This window comes from Pelomonas sp. Root1444 (assembly GCF_001426885.1).
Classification (GTDB): domain Bacteria; phylum Pseudomonadota; class Gammaproteobacteria; order Burkholderiales; family Burkholderiaceae_C; genus Pelomonas.
This window is the reverse complement of the sequence record NZ_LMFP01000003.1, coordinates 616,280-632,433: the sequence shown is the minus strand read 5'-3', so window position 1 is coordinate 632,433 and position 16,154 is coordinate 616,280. Positions and strand designations below refer to the sequence as shown.

The following is a 16,154-nucleotide window of genomic DNA, read 5'->3' as shown; positions in this document are numbered from 1 at the left end:
GGCTGCGAATGACATCCCCGATCACGAAACAGCCCCACGTCGGTGGCTTCAACGTCTCGCGCTGGGCGCTGGAGCACCCGGCACTGACGCGCTACCTGATGGTGGTGCTGATGCTGATGGGCTTCTTCGCCTATTTCCAGCTCGGCCAGGACGAGGACCCGCCGTTCACCTTCCGCGCCATGGTCATCCAGGCCTTCTGGCCGGGCGCCACGGCGCAACAGATGGCCGACCAGGTCACCGACAAGATCGAGAAGACGCTGCAGGAGGTGAGCCACGCGGACAAGATCCGCTCGTACACCAAGCCGGGCGAGTCGCTGACCATCTTCCAGGTCAAGGACAACACGCCGCCCAAGGAGGTGGCCGACCTCTGGTACCAGACGCGCAAGAAGATCGGCGACATGCGCAGCACGCTGCCCCAGGGGGTGCTGGGGCCGGTGTTCAATGACGAGTTCGGTGATGTCTACGGCTCCATCTACGCGTTGTCGGCCGATGGCTTCAGCCCCGAGGAACTGCGCGAGCATGCCGACCGCGTGCGCCAGGCGCTGCTGCAGGTCAAGGACGTGGCCAAGGTCGAGATCTTCGGCGTGCAGCCCGAGAAACTCTTCATCGAGATCTCGCAGAAGCGCCTGGCCCAGCTGGGCCTGGACTTCAACCAGGTGATCAACCAGATCGGCGCGCAGAACGCCGTCGAGGGCGCCGGCCTGCTGAACGCCGGCAGCGCCAACTTCCAGGTGCGCGTGCAAGGCCAGTTCACGACGGCCCAGGCGCTGGCCGAAGTGCCGATCCGTGCGGTCAACCCGCAGACCGACGTGGCCAGCCAGCTGCGCCTGGGCGACATCGCGGAGATCAAGCGCGCCTACGTCGACCCCCCGGCCACCAAGGTGCGCCACCAGGGCAAGGAGGTCCTGGCCCTGGGCGTCTCCATGGCCAAGGGCGGCGACATCATCGCGATGGGCAAGGCGCTGGGCGTCGCGCTCAAATCCATCGAGCGCGACCTGCCGGCCGGCATCCAGCTCGAGCAGATCCAGGACCAGCCGAAGGCCGTCACGACGTCGGTCGGCGAGTTCGTGCGCGTGCTCATCGAGGCGGTGGTCATCGTGCTGGCGGTGAGCTTCATCGCGCTGGGCCTGCACACCAGGCCGCTGCGCATCGACATCTGGCCGGGCCTGGTCGTCGCCATCACGATCCCCCTGGTGCTCGCCATCACCTTCGTCACGATGTTCTATTGGGGCGTGGGCCTGCACAAGATCTCGCTGGGCTCGCTGATCATCGCGCTGGGCCTGCTGGTCGACGACGCCATCATTGCCGTCGAGATGATGGTGCGCAAGCTCGAAGAGGGCTACGACAAGATGCACGCGGCCACCTACGCCTACGACGTGACGGCCATGCCCATGCTGACCGGCACGCTGATCACGGCCGTGGGCTTCCTGCCCATCGGCCTGGCCAAGTCCACCGTCGGGGAGTACACCTTCGCGATCTTTGCCGTGACGGCCGCGTCGCTGGTCATCTCCTGGGTCGTGTCGGTCTATTTCGTGCCCTATCTCGGCGCGCTGCTGCTTAGGGCCAAGCCTGCGGCGGATGGCGAGGTGCACGAGCTTTTCGATACGCCGTTCTACAACCGCTTCCGCGGCGTGGTGCGCTGGTGCGTGACGCACCGCTGGATGACGATCGGCATCACGCTGCTGGTCTTCGCGCTGGGCATCTTCGGCATGACCCGCGTGCAGCAGCAGTTCTTCCCCGACTCCAGCCGCCCCGAGGTTCTCGTCGACCTGTGGCTGCCCGAAGGCTCGGCCATCCAGGAGACGGAGCTGCTCGCCAAGCGTTTTGAGGCGCGCATGCTCAAGGATCCGGCCATCGCCAGCGTGACGACCTGGATAGGCTCCGGCGTGCCGCGCTTCTATCTGCCGTTGGACCAGATCTTCCCGCAGGCCAACGTCACGCAGTCCATCCTGCTGCCCAAGAACCTGGAAGAGCGCGAGGCGCTGAGGCAGCGCCTGCCCAAGCTGCTGGCCGAGGAGTTCCCCGAAGCGCGTGGGCGCGTGAAGCTGCTGCCCAACGGGCCGCCGGTGCCCTACCCGGTGCAGTTCCGCGTCGCCGGTGCCGATCCCAAGGTCGTCCGCGACTGGGCCGACAAGGCCAAGGAGATCCTGCGCGCCAACCCGAACATGCGCGGCGTCAACGACAACTGGAACGAGAACGTCAAGACGCTGCGGCTCAGCGTCGACCAGGACAAGGCCCGCGCGCTGGGCGTCACCAGCCAGAGCCTGGCGCAGGCCGCGCGCACGCTGCTGTCGGGCACCGTCGTCGGCCAGTACCGCGAGGCCGACAAGCTCATCGACATCGTGCTGCGCCAGCCGCTGAACGAACGCGCCGTCATCACCGACATCGGCAACGCCAACCTGCCGACGACCAGCGGCCGCGCCATCCCGCTGACGCAGATCGCCAAGGTCGAGTTCGCATGGGAGCCGGGCGTCATGTGGCGCGAGGGCCGCAACTATGCCGTCACCGTGCAGGGCGACGTCGCGGAGGGCCTGCAGGGCGCGACGGTAACCAAGGAGGTCTGGCCGAAACTCGACGAATTGCAGAAGCAGATGCCGACCGGCTACCGCATCGAGATCGCAGGTGCCGTGGAGGAGAGCAGCAAGGGCCAGGGCTCCATCGCGGCGGGCGTGCCCATCATGCTGTTCATCACCTTCACGCTGCTGATGCTGCAACTGCAGAGCTTCAGCCGCGCGATGCTGGTCTTCCTGACCGGGCCGCTGGGGATTGCCGGCGTGGCGATGGCGCTGCTGCTGCTGAACCGGCCGTTCGGCTTCGTCGCGCTGCTGGGCGTCATCGCGCTGATGGGCATGATCATGCGCAACTCGGTCATCCTCATCGACCAGATTGAGCAGGACCGCGCCCGCGGCGTGCCGGACTGGTCGGCCATCGTCGAATCGGCCGTGCGGCGCTTCCGCCCCATCGTACTGACGGCGGCGGCGGCCGTGCTGGCCATGATTCCGCTGTCGCGCAGCGTGTTCTGGGGCCCGATGGCCGTGGCCATCATGGGCGGCCTCATCGTCGCGACGGTGCTGACGCTGCTCGCACTGCCCGCCATGTACGCCGCCTGGTTCCGCGTCGAGCGGCCCGAGCGACACAGCCAGCTCTGAGCCTCGTTTTCAGGGTTTGTGCTGCCCCGTGGCCGGGGCGGCGGGCGAGCTGCGCGGCATCGCTACAATCGCCGGTTTGCCGAATCGCCTACGGGGTTGCTCTTGAAGCAGCCCAACCCAGAATCGCGCGGGTGGCGAAATTGGTAGACGCACCAGGTTTAGGTCCTGACGCCTTCACAGGCGTGCCGGTTCGAGTCCGGCCCCGCGCACCACCACTGTCCTTCAACTGTTCCCGAGTCCATCATGGCCGTCACCGTCGAAACCCTTGAAAAGCTGGAACGCCGCATCACCCTGCACGTTGCGGCCGCTGAGATCAACAGCGAAGTCGAAGCCCGCCTGAAGAAGCTGGCCCGCACCGTCAAGGCCGACGGCTTCCGCCCCGGCAAGGTGCCGATGAACGTCGTGGCCCAGCGCTACGGCTACTCGGTGCAGTACGAGGTCGTCAACGACAAGCTCGGCGCCGCCTTCAACAACGCCGCCAACGAAGCGCAGCTGCGCGTCGCCGGCGCCCCGCGCATCGAACAGAAGGACCAGGCCCCCGAAGGCCAGATGGCCTTCGACGCGACTTTCGAGGTCTACCCTGAAGTCAAGATCGGCGACCTGGCTGCGGCCGAGGTCGAGCGCGTCACCAGCGACGTGACCGAGGAAGCCATCGACAAGACCGTCGAGATCCTGCGCAAGCAGCGCCGCAGCTTCGCCCAGCGCCCGGCCAGCGACGTGGCCCAGGCCGGCGACCGTGTCACCATCGACTTCGAAGGCAAGATCGACGGCGAGCCCTTCCAGGGCGGCAAGGCCGAAGGCTTCCAGTTCCTGATCGGCGAAGGCCAGATGCTGGAGCAGTTCGACGCCGCGGTGCGCGGCATGAAGGCCGGCGAGTCCAAGACCTTCCCGCTGCAGTTCCCCGACGACTATCACGGCAAGGACGTGGCCGGCAAGGAAGCTGATTTCCTCGTCACCGTCAAGAAGATCGAAGCCCAACACCTGCCCGAAGTGAATGAGGCCTTCGCCAAGTCGCTGGGCATCAAGGATGCGTCCGTCGAGGCCCTGCGTGCCGACATAAAGAAGAACCTGGAACGCGAAGTGAAGTTCCGCGTGCTGGCCCGCAACAAGGGCGCCGTGATGGACGCACTGGTCGCCGTTTCCGAACTGGACGTGCCCAATGCCCTGGTGCAGGGTGAGGCCGAGCGCATGGTCGGTCAGGCCCGCGAGGACCTGAAGAAGCGCGGCGTCAAGGATGCCGACAAGGCCGAGATCCCCGCCGACATCTTCAAGCCGCAGGCCGAGCGTCGCGTGCGCTTGGGCCTGGTCGTCGCCGAGCTGGTGCGCGCCAACAACCTGCAGGCCAAGCCGGCCCAGCTGCAGGCGCACATCGAAGAGCTGTCGCAGAGCTATGAGAAGCCCGCCGAAGTGATGCGCTGGTACCTCAGCGACCGCGAGCGCATGGCCGAGGTCGAGGCTGTCGTCGTCGAGAACAATGTCACGGATTTCGTGCTGTCGACCGCCAAGGTGACGGATAAGGCCCTGCCGTTCGATGAGCTGATGGCCGCAGGCAACTGATAGCCCTTCGCATGACGAAGGCGCCGTGCCGCGAGGCCGGCGCCTTTTTACTTGCGTGGCCATAATCCGACCCCATAACAGCTGTTACCGCTTTGTCTTCAAGGATCTGAATGAGCGCTCTCGACACCAGCAATCTTGGCCTCGTGCCCATGGTCATCGAACAGTCCGGCCGTGGTGAGCGCGCCTACGACATCTACTCGCGCCTGCTGCGGGAGCGCATCGTGTTCCTGGTCGGCCCCGTCAACGACGGCGTCGCCAACCTCGTCGTCGCCCAGTTGCTGTTCCTCGAAAGCGAGAACCCCGACAAGGAGATCTCGCTGTACATCAACAGCCCCGGCGGCAGCGTGTCGGCCGGTATGTCCATCTTCGACACCATGCAGTTCATCAAGCCCGAGGTCTCGACGCTGTGCATGGGCATGGCCGCCAGCATGGGCGCGTTCCTGCTCGCCGCCGGCGCCAAGGGCAAGCGCTTCTCGCTGCCCAACGCCAAGGTCATGATCCACCAGCCGCTGGGAGGCGCCCAGGGCCAGGCGACCGATATCGAGATCCATGCGCGTGAAATCCTGAAGACTCGCGAGACCCTCAATCGCATCCTGGCCGAGCGCACCGGCCAGACCCTGGAGAAAATCCAGTCCGACACCGAACGCGACTATTTCATGTCCGCTGCCGAGGCCAAGGGCTACGGCCTGATCGACCAAGTGCTGGAACACCGGCCTTGAGTCGTGAGGGGCTGTAACCAGCCCCGGATTCACAGCGGAATCGGGGCCCTTATCTTCACAAGGGCCCCGAGATCGTTTGGACTATCATCATTCAGGCACCCGCCTGGCATTCCCGAGCAGACCCATGGCCGAAAAAAAAGGCACCTCCAGCGAAAAAGTTCTTTACTGCTCGTTCTGCGGTAAGAGCCAGCACGAGGTCAAGAAGCTGATTGCAGGCCCGTCGGTCTTCATCTGCGACGAGTGCATCGAACTCTGCAACGACATCGTCCGCGACGAGATCCCTGCGCCGACGCCGGCTGCGCGCGCCGGCAAATCCGACCTGCCCGTGCCCAGTGAGATCAAGGCGAGCCTGGACCAATACGTCATCGGCCAGGACGTCGCCAAGCGCACGCTGGCGGTTGCGGTCTACAACCACTACAAGCGCCTGCGCCACATGGCGACGAGCAAGGACTCGGTCGAGCTGTCCAAAAGCAACATCCTGCTGATCGGCCCGACCGGCTCCGGCAAGACGCTGCTGGCGCAGACGCTGGCACGCCTGCTGAACGTGCCGTTCGTGATCGCGGATGCGACGACGCTGACCGAAGCCGGCTACGTCGGTGAGGACGTCGAGAACATCATCCAGAAGCTGCTGCAGAACTGCAACTACGACGTCGAGCGTGCGCAGCGCGGCATCGTCTACATCGACGAGATCGACAAGATCTCGCGCAAAGCCGATAACCCCTCCATCACGCGGGACGTGTCCGGCGAAGGCGTGCAGCAGGCGCTGCTCAAGCTCGTCGAAGGCACGATGGCCTCGGTGCCGCCGCAGGGCGGCCGCAAGCACCCGAACCAGGACTTCCTGCAGATCGACACGACCAACATCCTGTTCATCTGCGGTGGCGCCTTCGACGGCCTGGAGAAGGTCATCCAGAACCGCAGCGAGAAGTCCGGCATCGGCTTCGGCGCGACGGTCAAGAGCAAGAGCGAGCGCCGCGTCTCCGAGGTGTTCCGCGAATGCGAACCCGAGGACATCATCAAGTTCGGCCTGATCCCCGAACTGGTCGGCCGCCTGCCCGTCGTCGCAACCCTGGGCGAACTGACCGAGGACGCGCTGGTGCAGATCCTGACCGAGCCCAAGAATGCGCTGGTCAAGCAGTACCAGCAGCTGTTCGAGATGGACGGCGTCGAGCTCGAGATTCGCAAGCCGGCGCTCGCGGCAATAGCCCGCAAGGCACTGGCGCGCAAGACTGGCGCCCGCGGCCTGCGCTCCATCATGGAGCAGTCGCTGATCGACACCATGTTCGACCTGCCCGCCTTGGATGGCGTCGAGAAGGTCGTGCTGGACGAGCACAACATCGAGGACACCTCGGCACGTCCCTTGCTGGTCTACCGCGAGCAAGCCAAGGCCAGCGCCTGAGCCCCTTAAGCCCTCAACTTGCAATTGCCCCCTCAGGCCGCACATCGGCCTGAGAAAGAGAGGTCTTCATGTCCGGACATCCCATCCTCCCCGCCGACCCGATCACGCTGCCGCTGCTGCCGCTGCGTGACGTGGTCGTGTTCCCGCACATGGTCATCCCGCTGTTCGTCGGGCGCCCCAAGTCCATCAAGGCGCTTGAAGCCGCGATGGAAGCCGGCCGCCAGATCATGCTGGTCGCCCAGAAGGCCGCCGGCAAGGACGAGCCCAAGCCCGAAGACATGTTCGAGGTCGGCTGCGTCTCCAGCATCCTGCAGATGCTGAAACTGCCTGACGGCACCGTGAAGGTGCTGGTCGAAGGCCTGCAGCGCGCCACGACCAGCACCATCAGCGAGCCGGGCGAGCATTTCGTTGCCGAAGTGACGCCCATCCCCCCGGAGACGGAGCACGCGCCCGAGGTCGAAGCCCTGCGCCGCGCCGTCACGCAGCAGTTCGACCAGTACGTCAAGCTCAACAAGAAGATCCCGCCCGAGATCCTCACGTCCATCGGCGGCATCGACGACCCGGGCCGCCTGGCCGACACCATCGCCGCGCATCTGCCGCTCAAGCTCGATGCCAAGCAGGCCGTGCTGGACCTGGCCGAGGTGGCCAAGCGCCTGGAGAAGCTGCTCGACCTGCTCGAGCACGAAGTCGACATCCTGCAGGTCGAAAAGCGCATCCGTGGCCGCGTCAAGCGCCAAATGGAGAAGAGCCAGCGCGAGTACTACCTGAACGAGCAGGTCAAGGCCATCCAGAAGGAACTCGGCGACGGCGAAGAAGGCGCCGACATGGAGGAGCTTGAGAAGAAGATCCTCGCCGCCAAGATGCCCAAGGAGGCGCGCAAGAAGGCCGACGCCGAGCTGAAGAAGCTCAAGCTGATGTCGCCCATGTCCGCCGAAGCCACGGTGGTGCGCAACTACATCGACACGCTGGTCAACCTGCCCTGGAGCAAGAAGACCAAGATCAAGCACGACCTCAAGAACGCCGAGGATGTGCTGAACGAAGACCACTACGGCCTCGAGAAGGTCAAGGACCGCATCCTTGAATATCTCGCCGTGCAGCAGCGCGTCGACAAGGTCAAGGCGCCCATCCTGTGCCTGGTCGGCCCTCCGGGGGTCGGCAAGACCTCGCTCGGGCAGAGCGTGGCCCGCGCCACCGGCCGCAAGTTCATCCGCATGGCGCTGGGCGGCGTGCGCGATGAAGCCGAGATCCGCGGCCACCGCCGCACCTACATCGGCTCCATGCCGGGCAAGGTGCTGCAAAGCCTGTCCAAGATCGGCACGCGCAACCCGCTGTTCCTGCTCGACGAGATCGACAAGCTGGGCATGGACTTCCGCGGTGACCCGTCGTCAGCGCTGCTGGAGGTGCTGGACCCCGAGCAGAACCACACCTTCGGCGACCATTACGTCGAGGTCGATTTCGACCTGTCCGACGTGATGTTCGTGGCCACGTCCAACTCGATGAACATCCCGCCGGCCCTGCTGGACCGCATGGAAGTGATTCGCCTGTCGGGCTACACCGAGGACGAGAAGGTCAATATCGCGCAAACCTACCTGTTGCCCAAGCAACGCAAGAACAACGGCGTGCTGGACGAGGAACTGGATGTCACGGAATCGGCCATCCGCGGCGTGATCCGCTACTACACGCGGGAAGCCGGCGTGCGTTCGCTCGAGCGCGAGATGTCCAAGATCTGCCGCAAGGTGGTCAAGGGCATCCAGCTCAAGGCGTACGAAGGCAAGGTCGTCGTCACTGACGAGAACCTGCATGAGTTCCTCGGTGTGCGCAAGTACGACTTCGGGCGTGCCGAGAAGAAGAACCAGGTCGGCCAGGTCGTTGGCCTTGCATGGACCGAGGTGGGCGGTGACTTGCTGACCATCGAGGCGACCGCGATGCCGGGCAAGGGCAACATCATCCGCACCGGCTCGCTGGGTGACGTGATGAAGGAGTCCGTCGAGGCCGCGCGCACGGTGGTGCGCTCACGCGCCCGCCGCCTGGGCATCAAGGACGAGGTCTTCGAGAAGCGCGACGTGCACGTGCATGTGCCCGACGGCGCGACGCCCAAGGACGGCCCGAGCGCGGGTGCGGCGATGACGACGGCCTTCGTGTCTGCGCTGACCGGCATCCCGGTGCGTGCTGACGTGGCCATGACCGGCGAAATCACGCTGCGCGGCGAAGTCACGGCCATCGGTGGCCTGAAGGAGAAACTGCTCGCGGCCCACCGCGGCGGCATCAAGACCGTGATGATTCCGGAAGAGAACGTCAAGGACCTTCAAGACATTCCGGAGAACGTGAAGAACCAGCTCGAGATCGTGCCGGTCCGCTGGATCGATCGCGTGCTCGAAGTCGCGCTCGAATCCATGCCGTCGCCGCTGCCCGACGAGGAAGTTGCTGTCGCGACAGCCAAGCCGGAAGACGGCGCAGCCAAGAGCACGGTGGTGCCTCACTGAAGGCGCGCAGCTGGCTTGTCATTCGACAAAAAGTTGGATTACAATGCCAGCTTCGCTAGACAGACAGCCGTATGGTTGCCTGAATAGTGAAACAAAGCGGGATTAGCTCAGTTGGTAGAGCGATACCTTGCCAAGGTATAGGTCGAGAGTTCGAGCCTCTTATCCCGCTCCAGTATTTCCAGGAATTTTTCCTAGATGGGAAGCCCAGGCTTCCCATTTTCGTCAAGGCCGCACCAACGGCTTTGATCGGCGAGATTCAAAGTTGGCGACGGCGCGATAGCAAAGCGGTTATGCCCCGGATTGCAAATCCGGTTAGTCCGGTTCGACTCCGGATCGCGCCTCCAAAAACACTCATGCGGGTGTAGCTCAGTTGGTAGAGCGCAACCTTGCCAAGGTTGAGGTCACGAGTTCGAGCCTCGTTACCCGCTCCAGTAAAAATCGGTCGCACCGATGTTCAGCTGCAAGGCTGGATGAAATGCGCGGGTGTAGCTCAGTTGGTAGAGCGCGACCTTGCCAAGGTCGAGGTCACGAGTTCGAGCCTCGTTACCCGCTCCAAATTCACGGGAGATTCGAGCGATCGAATCTCCCGTTTTCTTTTGCGCGGCCCGGATAATCCGCCGGCCGCCCGGGTGGCGAAATCGGTAGACGCAGCGGACTTAAAATCCGCCACCTTGAAAAGGGTGTACGGGTTCGAGTCCCGTCCCGGGCACCAAGCGAGCACATAAAACGTCAGCATTGGGGCCGCACAGGTCGGTGACCTGTTTCATGCATTCGGGTGCTATCCCAGGCGACGATATCGCTGCATACCGATCTGAACCTCAGCCACCTCGCGCCGCGCTTGGCGCATGCCCGATGACGCGCTTGAACGCGCGGCTGAAGGATGCCTCGGACTCGTAGCCCAGCCGTTCCGCCGCCACCGCGACACGCATGCCGTCGTGGGCGATCCAGCGCCGCGCCTGGAACATCTTGACCTTGGCGACGTACTTCGCCGGGCTTTCGCCCATCGTGCGCGTGAAGGCATCGGCAAACGTCGAGCGTGACGTGCCCATCACGTCGGCCAGTTCGGGCAGCGTCCAGCCGCGCTCCGGGTCGGCATGGATGGCGGCGACAACCTTGCCGACCTTGGGGCAGCGCACCGCAGCGATCCAGCCCGTCGCATCGCTGCAGCCGCATTCCAGCCAGACGCGGATGATGCTCGCAGCCAGCGCATCGGCGAGCCGCGCGAGGATGCCGCAGGCGCCAATGCGGTTCAGCGCCACCTCGCGTTCCATCGCGTCGAGCAGCGCGGGCACGGTGGCGTCCTTCAGCGCCAGGTCGCTGGCCAGCATGACGGGCGGCATCATCGCGATGAGTGGGTGCAGCGCGTCGAGGTTGAAGCGCAGCGCGCCGCAAAACATCACGTCGGCGCCGGCGTCGTTTGGGACCTCGTTTGGGTCGCCGACGACGTAGATGTTGTCGGCCACGGCCACGCGCGACAGCGAATCGATCTCCACCGCCGGCACGTCCGGCGCGCTGGCCAGCACATGGAAGCTGCCATGCGGCAACAGCACCGCGTCGCCGGCGTTCAGCCTCACCCAATGGGTGGCCGCGGTGCGCAACCAGCAACCGCCGCTGCCCACGAAATGGAAGCGCGCCGAACGCTGCGCCGGGAAGGCCACGGCCCACCGCTCGCGCATCACGCAGCGGCCGTACTCGACGCCGTCCAGACGCAGGGCCAGCAGGATCTGCGTGAGCGTGTCCGGGCCCTCGGGCGCGTCGGACGAAAAGTCAAGCAATTCGGTGTCTCGGGCATTCATGCGCCGCAACCCTATTCCTAGCATTCCGTTATTGCTGACGAAAGGTTTTGCCCAATGTCTTCCACCGCCTGCTCCTCCTGCCTTGACGGCGGCGCCGCCGCGGCGCTCGCGTCTCCCACTCAATCTACGGCCCATTGGCCCGCCGTCGCGTCGCTGACGATGGGCGTCTTCAGCCTCGTGATGGCCGAGTTCCTGCCGGCCAGCCTTTTGACGGCGATGTCCACGGATCTCGGCGTCAGCGACGGTGCGGCCGGCCAGGCCGTCACGGCGACGGCCCTGGTCGGTGCCGTCGCCGCGCCGTCGCTGCCGCTGCTGACGCGCCGGCTGGACCGTCGCAGCGTCATGCTGGCCCTGAGCCTGCTGCTGGTGCTGTCCAACGCGCTCGCCGCCGTGGCCGACAGCCTGGCCACGCTGCTGGCGGCGCGCGTGATGCTGGGCGTCGCGCTGGGTGGCTTCTGGTCCATGGCCGGTGCGCTGGCGATGCGGCTGGTGCCTCAGTCGCTGTTCGCCCGCGCGATGTCGCTCATCCTCGCCGGCGTGTCGGTCGCCACGGTGTGCGCGGCGCCGGTGGGCGCGTGGATGGGCGACGTCTGGGGCTGGCGCAGCGCCTTCATCGCGGCCGGCGCCGTCAGCCTCGTGACGCTGGTGGTGCAGTTCTCGACGCTGCCGCCGCTGCCGCCGCGCGACGACCCCAGCCTGCGCGTGTTCGCCGAGCTGCTGCGGCGCCCGCCGGTGCGCATCGCGTTGCTGGCGGTGGTGCTGGTCATCTCCGGGCACTTCGCCGGCTTCACCTACATCCGGCCCTTCATGGAGCAGGTCACGCAGTTGTCGGTCGGGGCGATATCCGCGGTGCTGCTGGGCTACGGCATCGGCGGCTTCTTCGGCAACTTCGCCGGCGGCTGGCTGGCTGGGCGCAGCGAGCGCCAGGCCATCGTCTTCGGCGGCGCGGTCATCGCCGCGCTGGCCGCGGGGCTTGGGGTCGCGGGCAGCTCGGCCGCCGTGACCGCGGTTGCCGTGACCCTGTGGGGCTTCGCCTTCGGCGCCTTCCCCGTCGGCTTCCAGACCTGGATCGTGCGTGCCGCGCCGGACCAGGCCGAGAGCGCCGGCGGCCTTCTCGTCGCCAGTTTCCAGATCGCCATCGCCAGCGGCGCCATCTTCGGTGGGCTGCTGGTGGACCGCATCGGCGCGCTCGGCGGCCCGGCCTTCGCCATCGCGGCGGTGACGCTGGGCACGCTGCTGACGCTGCGTCACGGCCCTCGCACCGGAGCCCCGGCATGAACCGCCGCATCACACTCGCCGCCTATCCGCAGGGCCTGCCCGGCGCCGAGGACTTCCGGCTCGACCGCCAGCCCGTGCCCGAACCGGCGGACGGCCAGGTGCTGCTGCGCACGCTCTACCTGTCCATCGATCCCTACATGCGCAACCTGATGGCGCCCGTCGGCCCTGGATATGCACCGCCGGTGCCGCTGGGCGGGGTCATGGTGGGCGGCACCGTCAGCCGCGTGGAGGCGTCGCGCCATGCCGGGTTTCAGGCGGGGGAACTGGTGCTCGCCAACGCCGGCTGGCAGGACTACGCGCTGTCCGACGGCAGCGACCTGCTGCCGCTGCGGGGCACCGACCGGCCCTCGCTGGCGCTCGGGGGACTGGGTATGCCCGGCTTCACCGCCTATGTCGGCCTGCTCGACATCGGCGCGCCGCAACCGGGCGAAACCGTCGTCGTCGCGGCGGCGACCGGCGCCGTGGGTGCCGTCGTCGGACAGCTCGCCAAGCTCAAGGGCGCGCGCGTCATCGGCATCGCCGGCGGCACCGACAAGTGCCGCCATGCCGTCGACGACCTCGGCTTCGACGCCTGCGTCGACCGTCGTGCGTCCGATTTCGCCGCCCGGCTGGCAGCGGCCTGCCCGCAGGGCATCGACGTCTATTTCGAGAACGTCGGCGGCGACGTGTTCGACGCGGTGCTGCCGCTGCTGAACCAGCACGCCCGGGCGCCGGTCTGCGGCTTCATCGCCCACTACAACGACGTGGCGCCGCCCCCGGGCCCCGACCGCCGGCCCGCGCTTCTGGCCACGCTGCTGGCCAAGCGGGTGCGCATGCAGGGTTTCATCATCCTGGACCACTTCGGCCCGCGCTTCGATATCTTCCGGCGTGAGATGGCCACATGGCTGGCCGACGGCCGCATCCGGCTGCGCGAGGACGTGGTGGACGGCCTGGAGCAGGCGCCTCAGGCACTCGCCCGCGTCCTGCAGGGCGGCAACTTCGGCAAGACCGTCGTGCGCGTCGCCTGACCGAGAAGCCCTTTGGCCGGTGAGCCGGACCGATGGAAGGGGCTGGGCCGCCCGGACCCGCCTGCTCAAGCGGTCAGCGCGCGCTGGCCGTTCCTGTTTGCCGGTTGCCAGGCCTGGACGTTCAGGCCTTGCCAACCCAGCACGGTGGCGATCCAGGCACCCAGGATGGCCGGGTCGCCGCTGGTCTCGATGTCCAGCGCGGCGCGCTCGCCCAAGGCGGGCGTCCACAGGCCGACAGCGCGCCGGGCCACGGCGGTTTCTATACGCAGCAGTTCGACGTCGGTGCCAAGCGCCGCTTGCCACAGCGGTTCGATCAGCGGGTAGTGGGTGCAGCCGAGCAGCGCCGTGTCCACACCGGCCCTGCGCAGCGGCTCGCAGTAGAGGTTCACGAGGTCGCGCAGTCCGGGGCTGTCCAGGTCGCCGGCTTCGATGCGGTCGACGACCCCCGCGCAGCCCTGGACGACCACCTCTTGCCCCGCGGCATGACGTTCGATCAGCGCGCGCAGGCGTGCGCTCGCCGCCGTCGCCGGCGTGGCCAGCAGGCCGATGTGGCCGTTGCGCGTCGCCGCCACGGCGGGTTTGATGCCCGGCTCGGTGCCGACGAAGCGCAGGGCAGGCCAGTGCGCACGCAGCGCGTCGATGGCGTGAGCCGTGGCCGTGTTGCAGGCCACGACGATGAGTTCGGCGCCACACTCGACCAGGTGCTCGGTGATCGCGATGGAACGCGCCTGGATCTCTTCGGGGCTGCGGTTGCCATACGGCGCGTAGGCCGTGTCGGCCAGGTAGCGCAGGCGCGCCGTGGGCAGCATGGCGCGGAGTTCGCGCAGCACCGTGAAGCCGCCGACGCCGGAGTCGAAGACGCCGATCTCACGGCGCGGTGAAAGGTGTGTCTGCATGGGCGCGAGCAGTCTAGCTTCGTGATTCGAGAGGCCTCTCCAAAAAGAGTTCTCTCAGCGTTCGCTGGCGTATCGCTAGAATCGAACGATCGTGCTTTTTTGAGCGCGGCTCCGTCGAGGAGCGCCCGTAGAATCTGGTTAACGTTTACGTCAATTCGAGCTGGAGTTTTCGATGAAGGTCTTGGTTCCTGTCAAACGCGTCGTCGACTACAACGTCAAGGTGCGCGTGAAGAGCGACGGCACGGGCGTCGACATCGCCAACGTGAAGATGTCGATGAACCCCTTCGACGAGATCGCCGTCGAAGAGGCGGTGCGCCTGAAGGAGAAGGGCGTGGTGACCGAGGTCATCGCCGTGTCCTGCGGTGTCACGCAGTGCCAGGAAACGCTGCGCACCGCGATGGCCATCGGCGCGGACCGCGCCATCCTGGTGGAAACGCCTGCCGACGTGGAACTGCAGCCGCTGGCCGTGGCCAAGCTGTTGAAGGCGCTGGTCGACAAGGAGCAACCGCAACTCGTCATCCTCGGCAAGCAGGCCATCGATGACGATTGCAACCAGACCGGCCAGATGCTGGCCGCGCTGACGGGCATGCCGCAAGGCACCTTCGCGTCCAAGGTGGAAGTGGCCGGCGACAAGGTCAACGTGACCCGCGAGGTGGACGGCGGCCTGGAGACCGTGGCGCTGAGCCTGCCGGCCGTCGTGACGACCGACCTGCGCCTGAACGAGCCGCGCTACGTGACGCTGCCCAACATCATGAAGGCCAAGAAGAAGCAGCTCGACATCCTCAAGCCAGCCGACCTGGGCGTGGACGTGGCGCCGCGCATCAAGACGCTGAAGGTCAGCGAGCCGCCCAAGCGCGGCGCCGGCGTGAAGGTGCCCGATGTGGCCACCCTGGTGAACAAACTGAAGACTGAAGCGAAGGTGATCTGATGACTGCCCTGGTTATTGCCGAACACGACAACGCCTCGATCAAGGGCGCAACGCTGAACACCGTCACCGCCGCCGCCGCGCTGGGCGAGGTGCACGTGCTGGTGGCCGGCCACAACGCCGGCGCCGCTGCCGCTGCGGCGGCGCAGATCGCTGGCGTCGCCAAGGTCCTGCACGCCGATTCGGCCGCGCTGGCCGAGGGCCTGGCCGAGAACGTCGCCGCGCAAGTCTTGGCGCTGGCGTCGGGCTACAGCCATCTGCTGTTCCCCGCCACGGCTGCCGGCAAGAACGTCGCGCCGCGCGTCGCGGCGCTGCTGGACGTGGCCCAGCTGAGCGACGTGACCAAGGTCCTCAGCGCCGACACCTTCGAGCGCCCCATCTATGCCGGCAACGCGATCGCCACGGTGCAGAGCAGCGACGCGACCAAGGTCATCACCGTGCGCACGACCGGCTTCGACCCGGCTGCGGCGACCGGTGGCTCGGCCGCCGTCGAGAGCGTGTCTGCCTCTGCCGACAGCGGCAAGAGCAGCTTCGTCGGCCGTGAGGTGACCAAGAGCGACCGCCCCGAGCTGACCGCCGCCAAGATCATCGTGTCGGGTGGCCGTGCGCTGGGCAGCAACGACAAGTTCATGGAAGTGCTGACGCCGCTGGCCGACAAGCTGGGCGCCGCGCTGGGCGCCTCGCGCGCCGCCGTGGATGCCGGTTATGCGCCCAACGACTGGCAGGTCGGCCAGACCGGCAAGATCGTGGCACCTCAGCTGTACATCGCGGCCGGCATCTCGGGCGCGATCCAGCACCTGGCCGGCATGAAGGACTCCAAGGTCATCGTTGCGATCAACAAGGATCCGGAAGCGCCGATCTTCTCGGTCGCCGACTACGGCCTGGAAGCCGACCTGTTCACGGCCGTGCCGGAACTCGTCGCCGCGCTGTAAACCCACGCGCCAACCG

The 16,154-nt window shown here is 66.5% G+C and carries 11 protein-coding genes and 6 tRNA genes; 15 read left to right on the top strand and 2 right to left on the bottom strand.

Going from position 1 to position 16,154, the window contains the following annotated elements:
- Window positions 1-8: 8 nt before the first annotated feature.
- The 11 genes from ASD35_RS05705 (at window position 9) to ASD35_RS05655 (ending at window position 10,016) form a co-directional block, all read left to right on the top strand.
- Window positions 9-3,149, top strand: a complete 3,141-nt coding sequence (locus ASD35_RS05705) for an efflux RND transporter permease subunit (protein ID WP_056873914.1) — start codon at window positions 9-11, stop codon at window positions 3,147-3,149.
- A 125-nt stretch (window positions 3,150-3,274) separates the two neighbouring features.
- Window positions 3,275-3,361 (top strand) — tRNA-Leu (locus ASD35_RS05700).
- A gap of 31 nt (window positions 3,362-3,392) precedes the next feature.
- The gene (gene tig, locus ASD35_RS05695; protein WP_056873913.1) at window positions 3,393-4,706 is read left to right on the top strand and encodes a trigger factor; all 1,314 of its coding nucleotides are present in this window, start codon (window positions 3,393-3,395) and stop codon (window positions 4,704-4,706) included.
- A gap of 110 nt (window positions 4,707-4,816) precedes the next feature.
- On the top strand, window positions 4,817-5,425 hold the full coding sequence (gene clpP, locus ASD35_RS05690) for an ATP-dependent Clp endopeptidase proteolytic subunit ClpP (RefSeq protein WP_056873912.1): 609 nt from the start codon (window positions 4,817-4,819) through the stop codon (window positions 5,423-5,425).
- Window positions 5,426-5,549: 124 nt separating this feature from the next.
- On the top strand, window positions 5,550-6,821 hold the full coding sequence (gene clpX, locus ASD35_RS05685) for an ATP-dependent Clp protease ATP-binding subunit ClpX (protein ID WP_056873911.1): 1,272 nt from the start codon (window positions 5,550-5,552) through the stop codon (window positions 6,819-6,821).
- A gap of 68 nt (window positions 6,822-6,889) precedes the next feature.
- The gene (gene lon, locus ASD35_RS05680; RefSeq protein ID WP_056873910.1) at window positions 6,890-9,304 is read left to right on the top strand and encodes an endopeptidase La; all 2,415 of its coding nucleotides are present in this window, start codon (window positions 6,890-6,892) and stop codon (window positions 9,302-9,304) included.
- Window positions 9,305-9,400: 96 nt separating this feature from the next.
- Window positions 9,401-9,476 (top strand) — tRNA-Gly (locus ASD35_RS05675).
- A gap of 98 nt (window positions 9,477-9,574) precedes the next feature.
- Window positions 9,575-9,648, top strand: a tRNA-Cys gene (locus tag ASD35_RS05670).
- Window positions 9,649-9,659: 11 nt separating this feature from the next.
- Window positions 9,660-9,735 (top strand) — tRNA-Gly (locus ASD35_RS05665).
- 48 nt (window positions 9,736-9,783) lie between these two features.
- Window positions 9,784-9,859 (top strand) — tRNA-Gly (locus ASD35_RS05660).
- 68 nt (window positions 9,860-9,927) lie between these two features.
- A tRNA-Leu gene (locus ASD35_RS05655) sits at window positions 9,928-10,016 on the top strand.
- A 106-nt stretch (window positions 10,017-10,122) separates the two neighbouring features.
- Here the strand turns inward: ASD35_RS05655 and ASD35_RS05650 are convergent.
- Complete coding sequence (locus ASD35_RS05650; protein ID WP_056873909.1) at window positions 10,123-11,100, bottom strand: AraC family transcriptional regulator; 978 nt, start codon at window positions 11,098-11,100, stop codon at window positions 10,123-10,125.
- 54 nt (window positions 11,101-11,154) lie between these two features.
- Between ASD35_RS05650 and ASD35_RS05645 the strand changes: the two genes are divergently transcribed.
- On the top strand, window positions 11,155-12,378 hold the full coding sequence (locus ASD35_RS05645) for an MFS transporter (protein ID WP_056873908.1): 1,224 nt from the start codon (window positions 11,155-11,157) through the stop codon (window positions 12,376-12,378).
- Window positions 12,375-13,385 (top strand): NADP-dependent oxidoreductase, encoded by a 1,011-nt coding sequence (locus ASD35_RS05640; protein ID WP_056873907.1) that lies wholly within the window; start codon window positions 12,375-12,377, stop codon window positions 13,383-13,385. Before ASD35_RS05645 ends, ASD35_RS05640 begins: the two co-directional genes overlap by 4 nt.
- Window positions 13,386-13,450: 65 nt before the next feature.
- On the opposite strand, the gene murI is transcribed toward ASD35_RS05640, so the two are convergent.
- Window positions 13,451-14,281, bottom strand: coding sequence for a glutamate racemase (murI, locus tag ASD35_RS05635; RefSeq protein WP_082579937.1), 831 nt, complete (start codon window positions 14,279-14,281; stop codon window positions 13,451-13,453).
- A 172-nt stretch (window positions 14,282-14,453) separates the two neighbouring features.
- Between murI and ASD35_RS05630 the strand changes: the two genes are divergently transcribed.
- On the top strand, window positions 14,454-15,209 hold the full coding sequence (locus ASD35_RS05630; RefSeq protein ID WP_056873906.1) for an electron transfer flavoprotein subunit beta/FixA family protein: 756 nt from the start codon (window positions 14,454-14,456) through the stop codon (window positions 15,207-15,209).
- Window positions 15,209-16,138: an electron transfer flavoprotein subunit alpha/FixB family protein gene (locus tag ASD35_RS05625; RefSeq protein WP_056873905.1), complete on the top strand. Its 930-nt coding sequence runs from the start codon at window positions 15,209-15,211 to the stop codon at window positions 16,136-16,138. Before ASD35_RS05630 ends, ASD35_RS05625 begins: the two co-directional genes overlap by 1 nt.
- The last annotated feature ends 16 nt before the right edge of the window (window positions 16,139-16,154 follow it).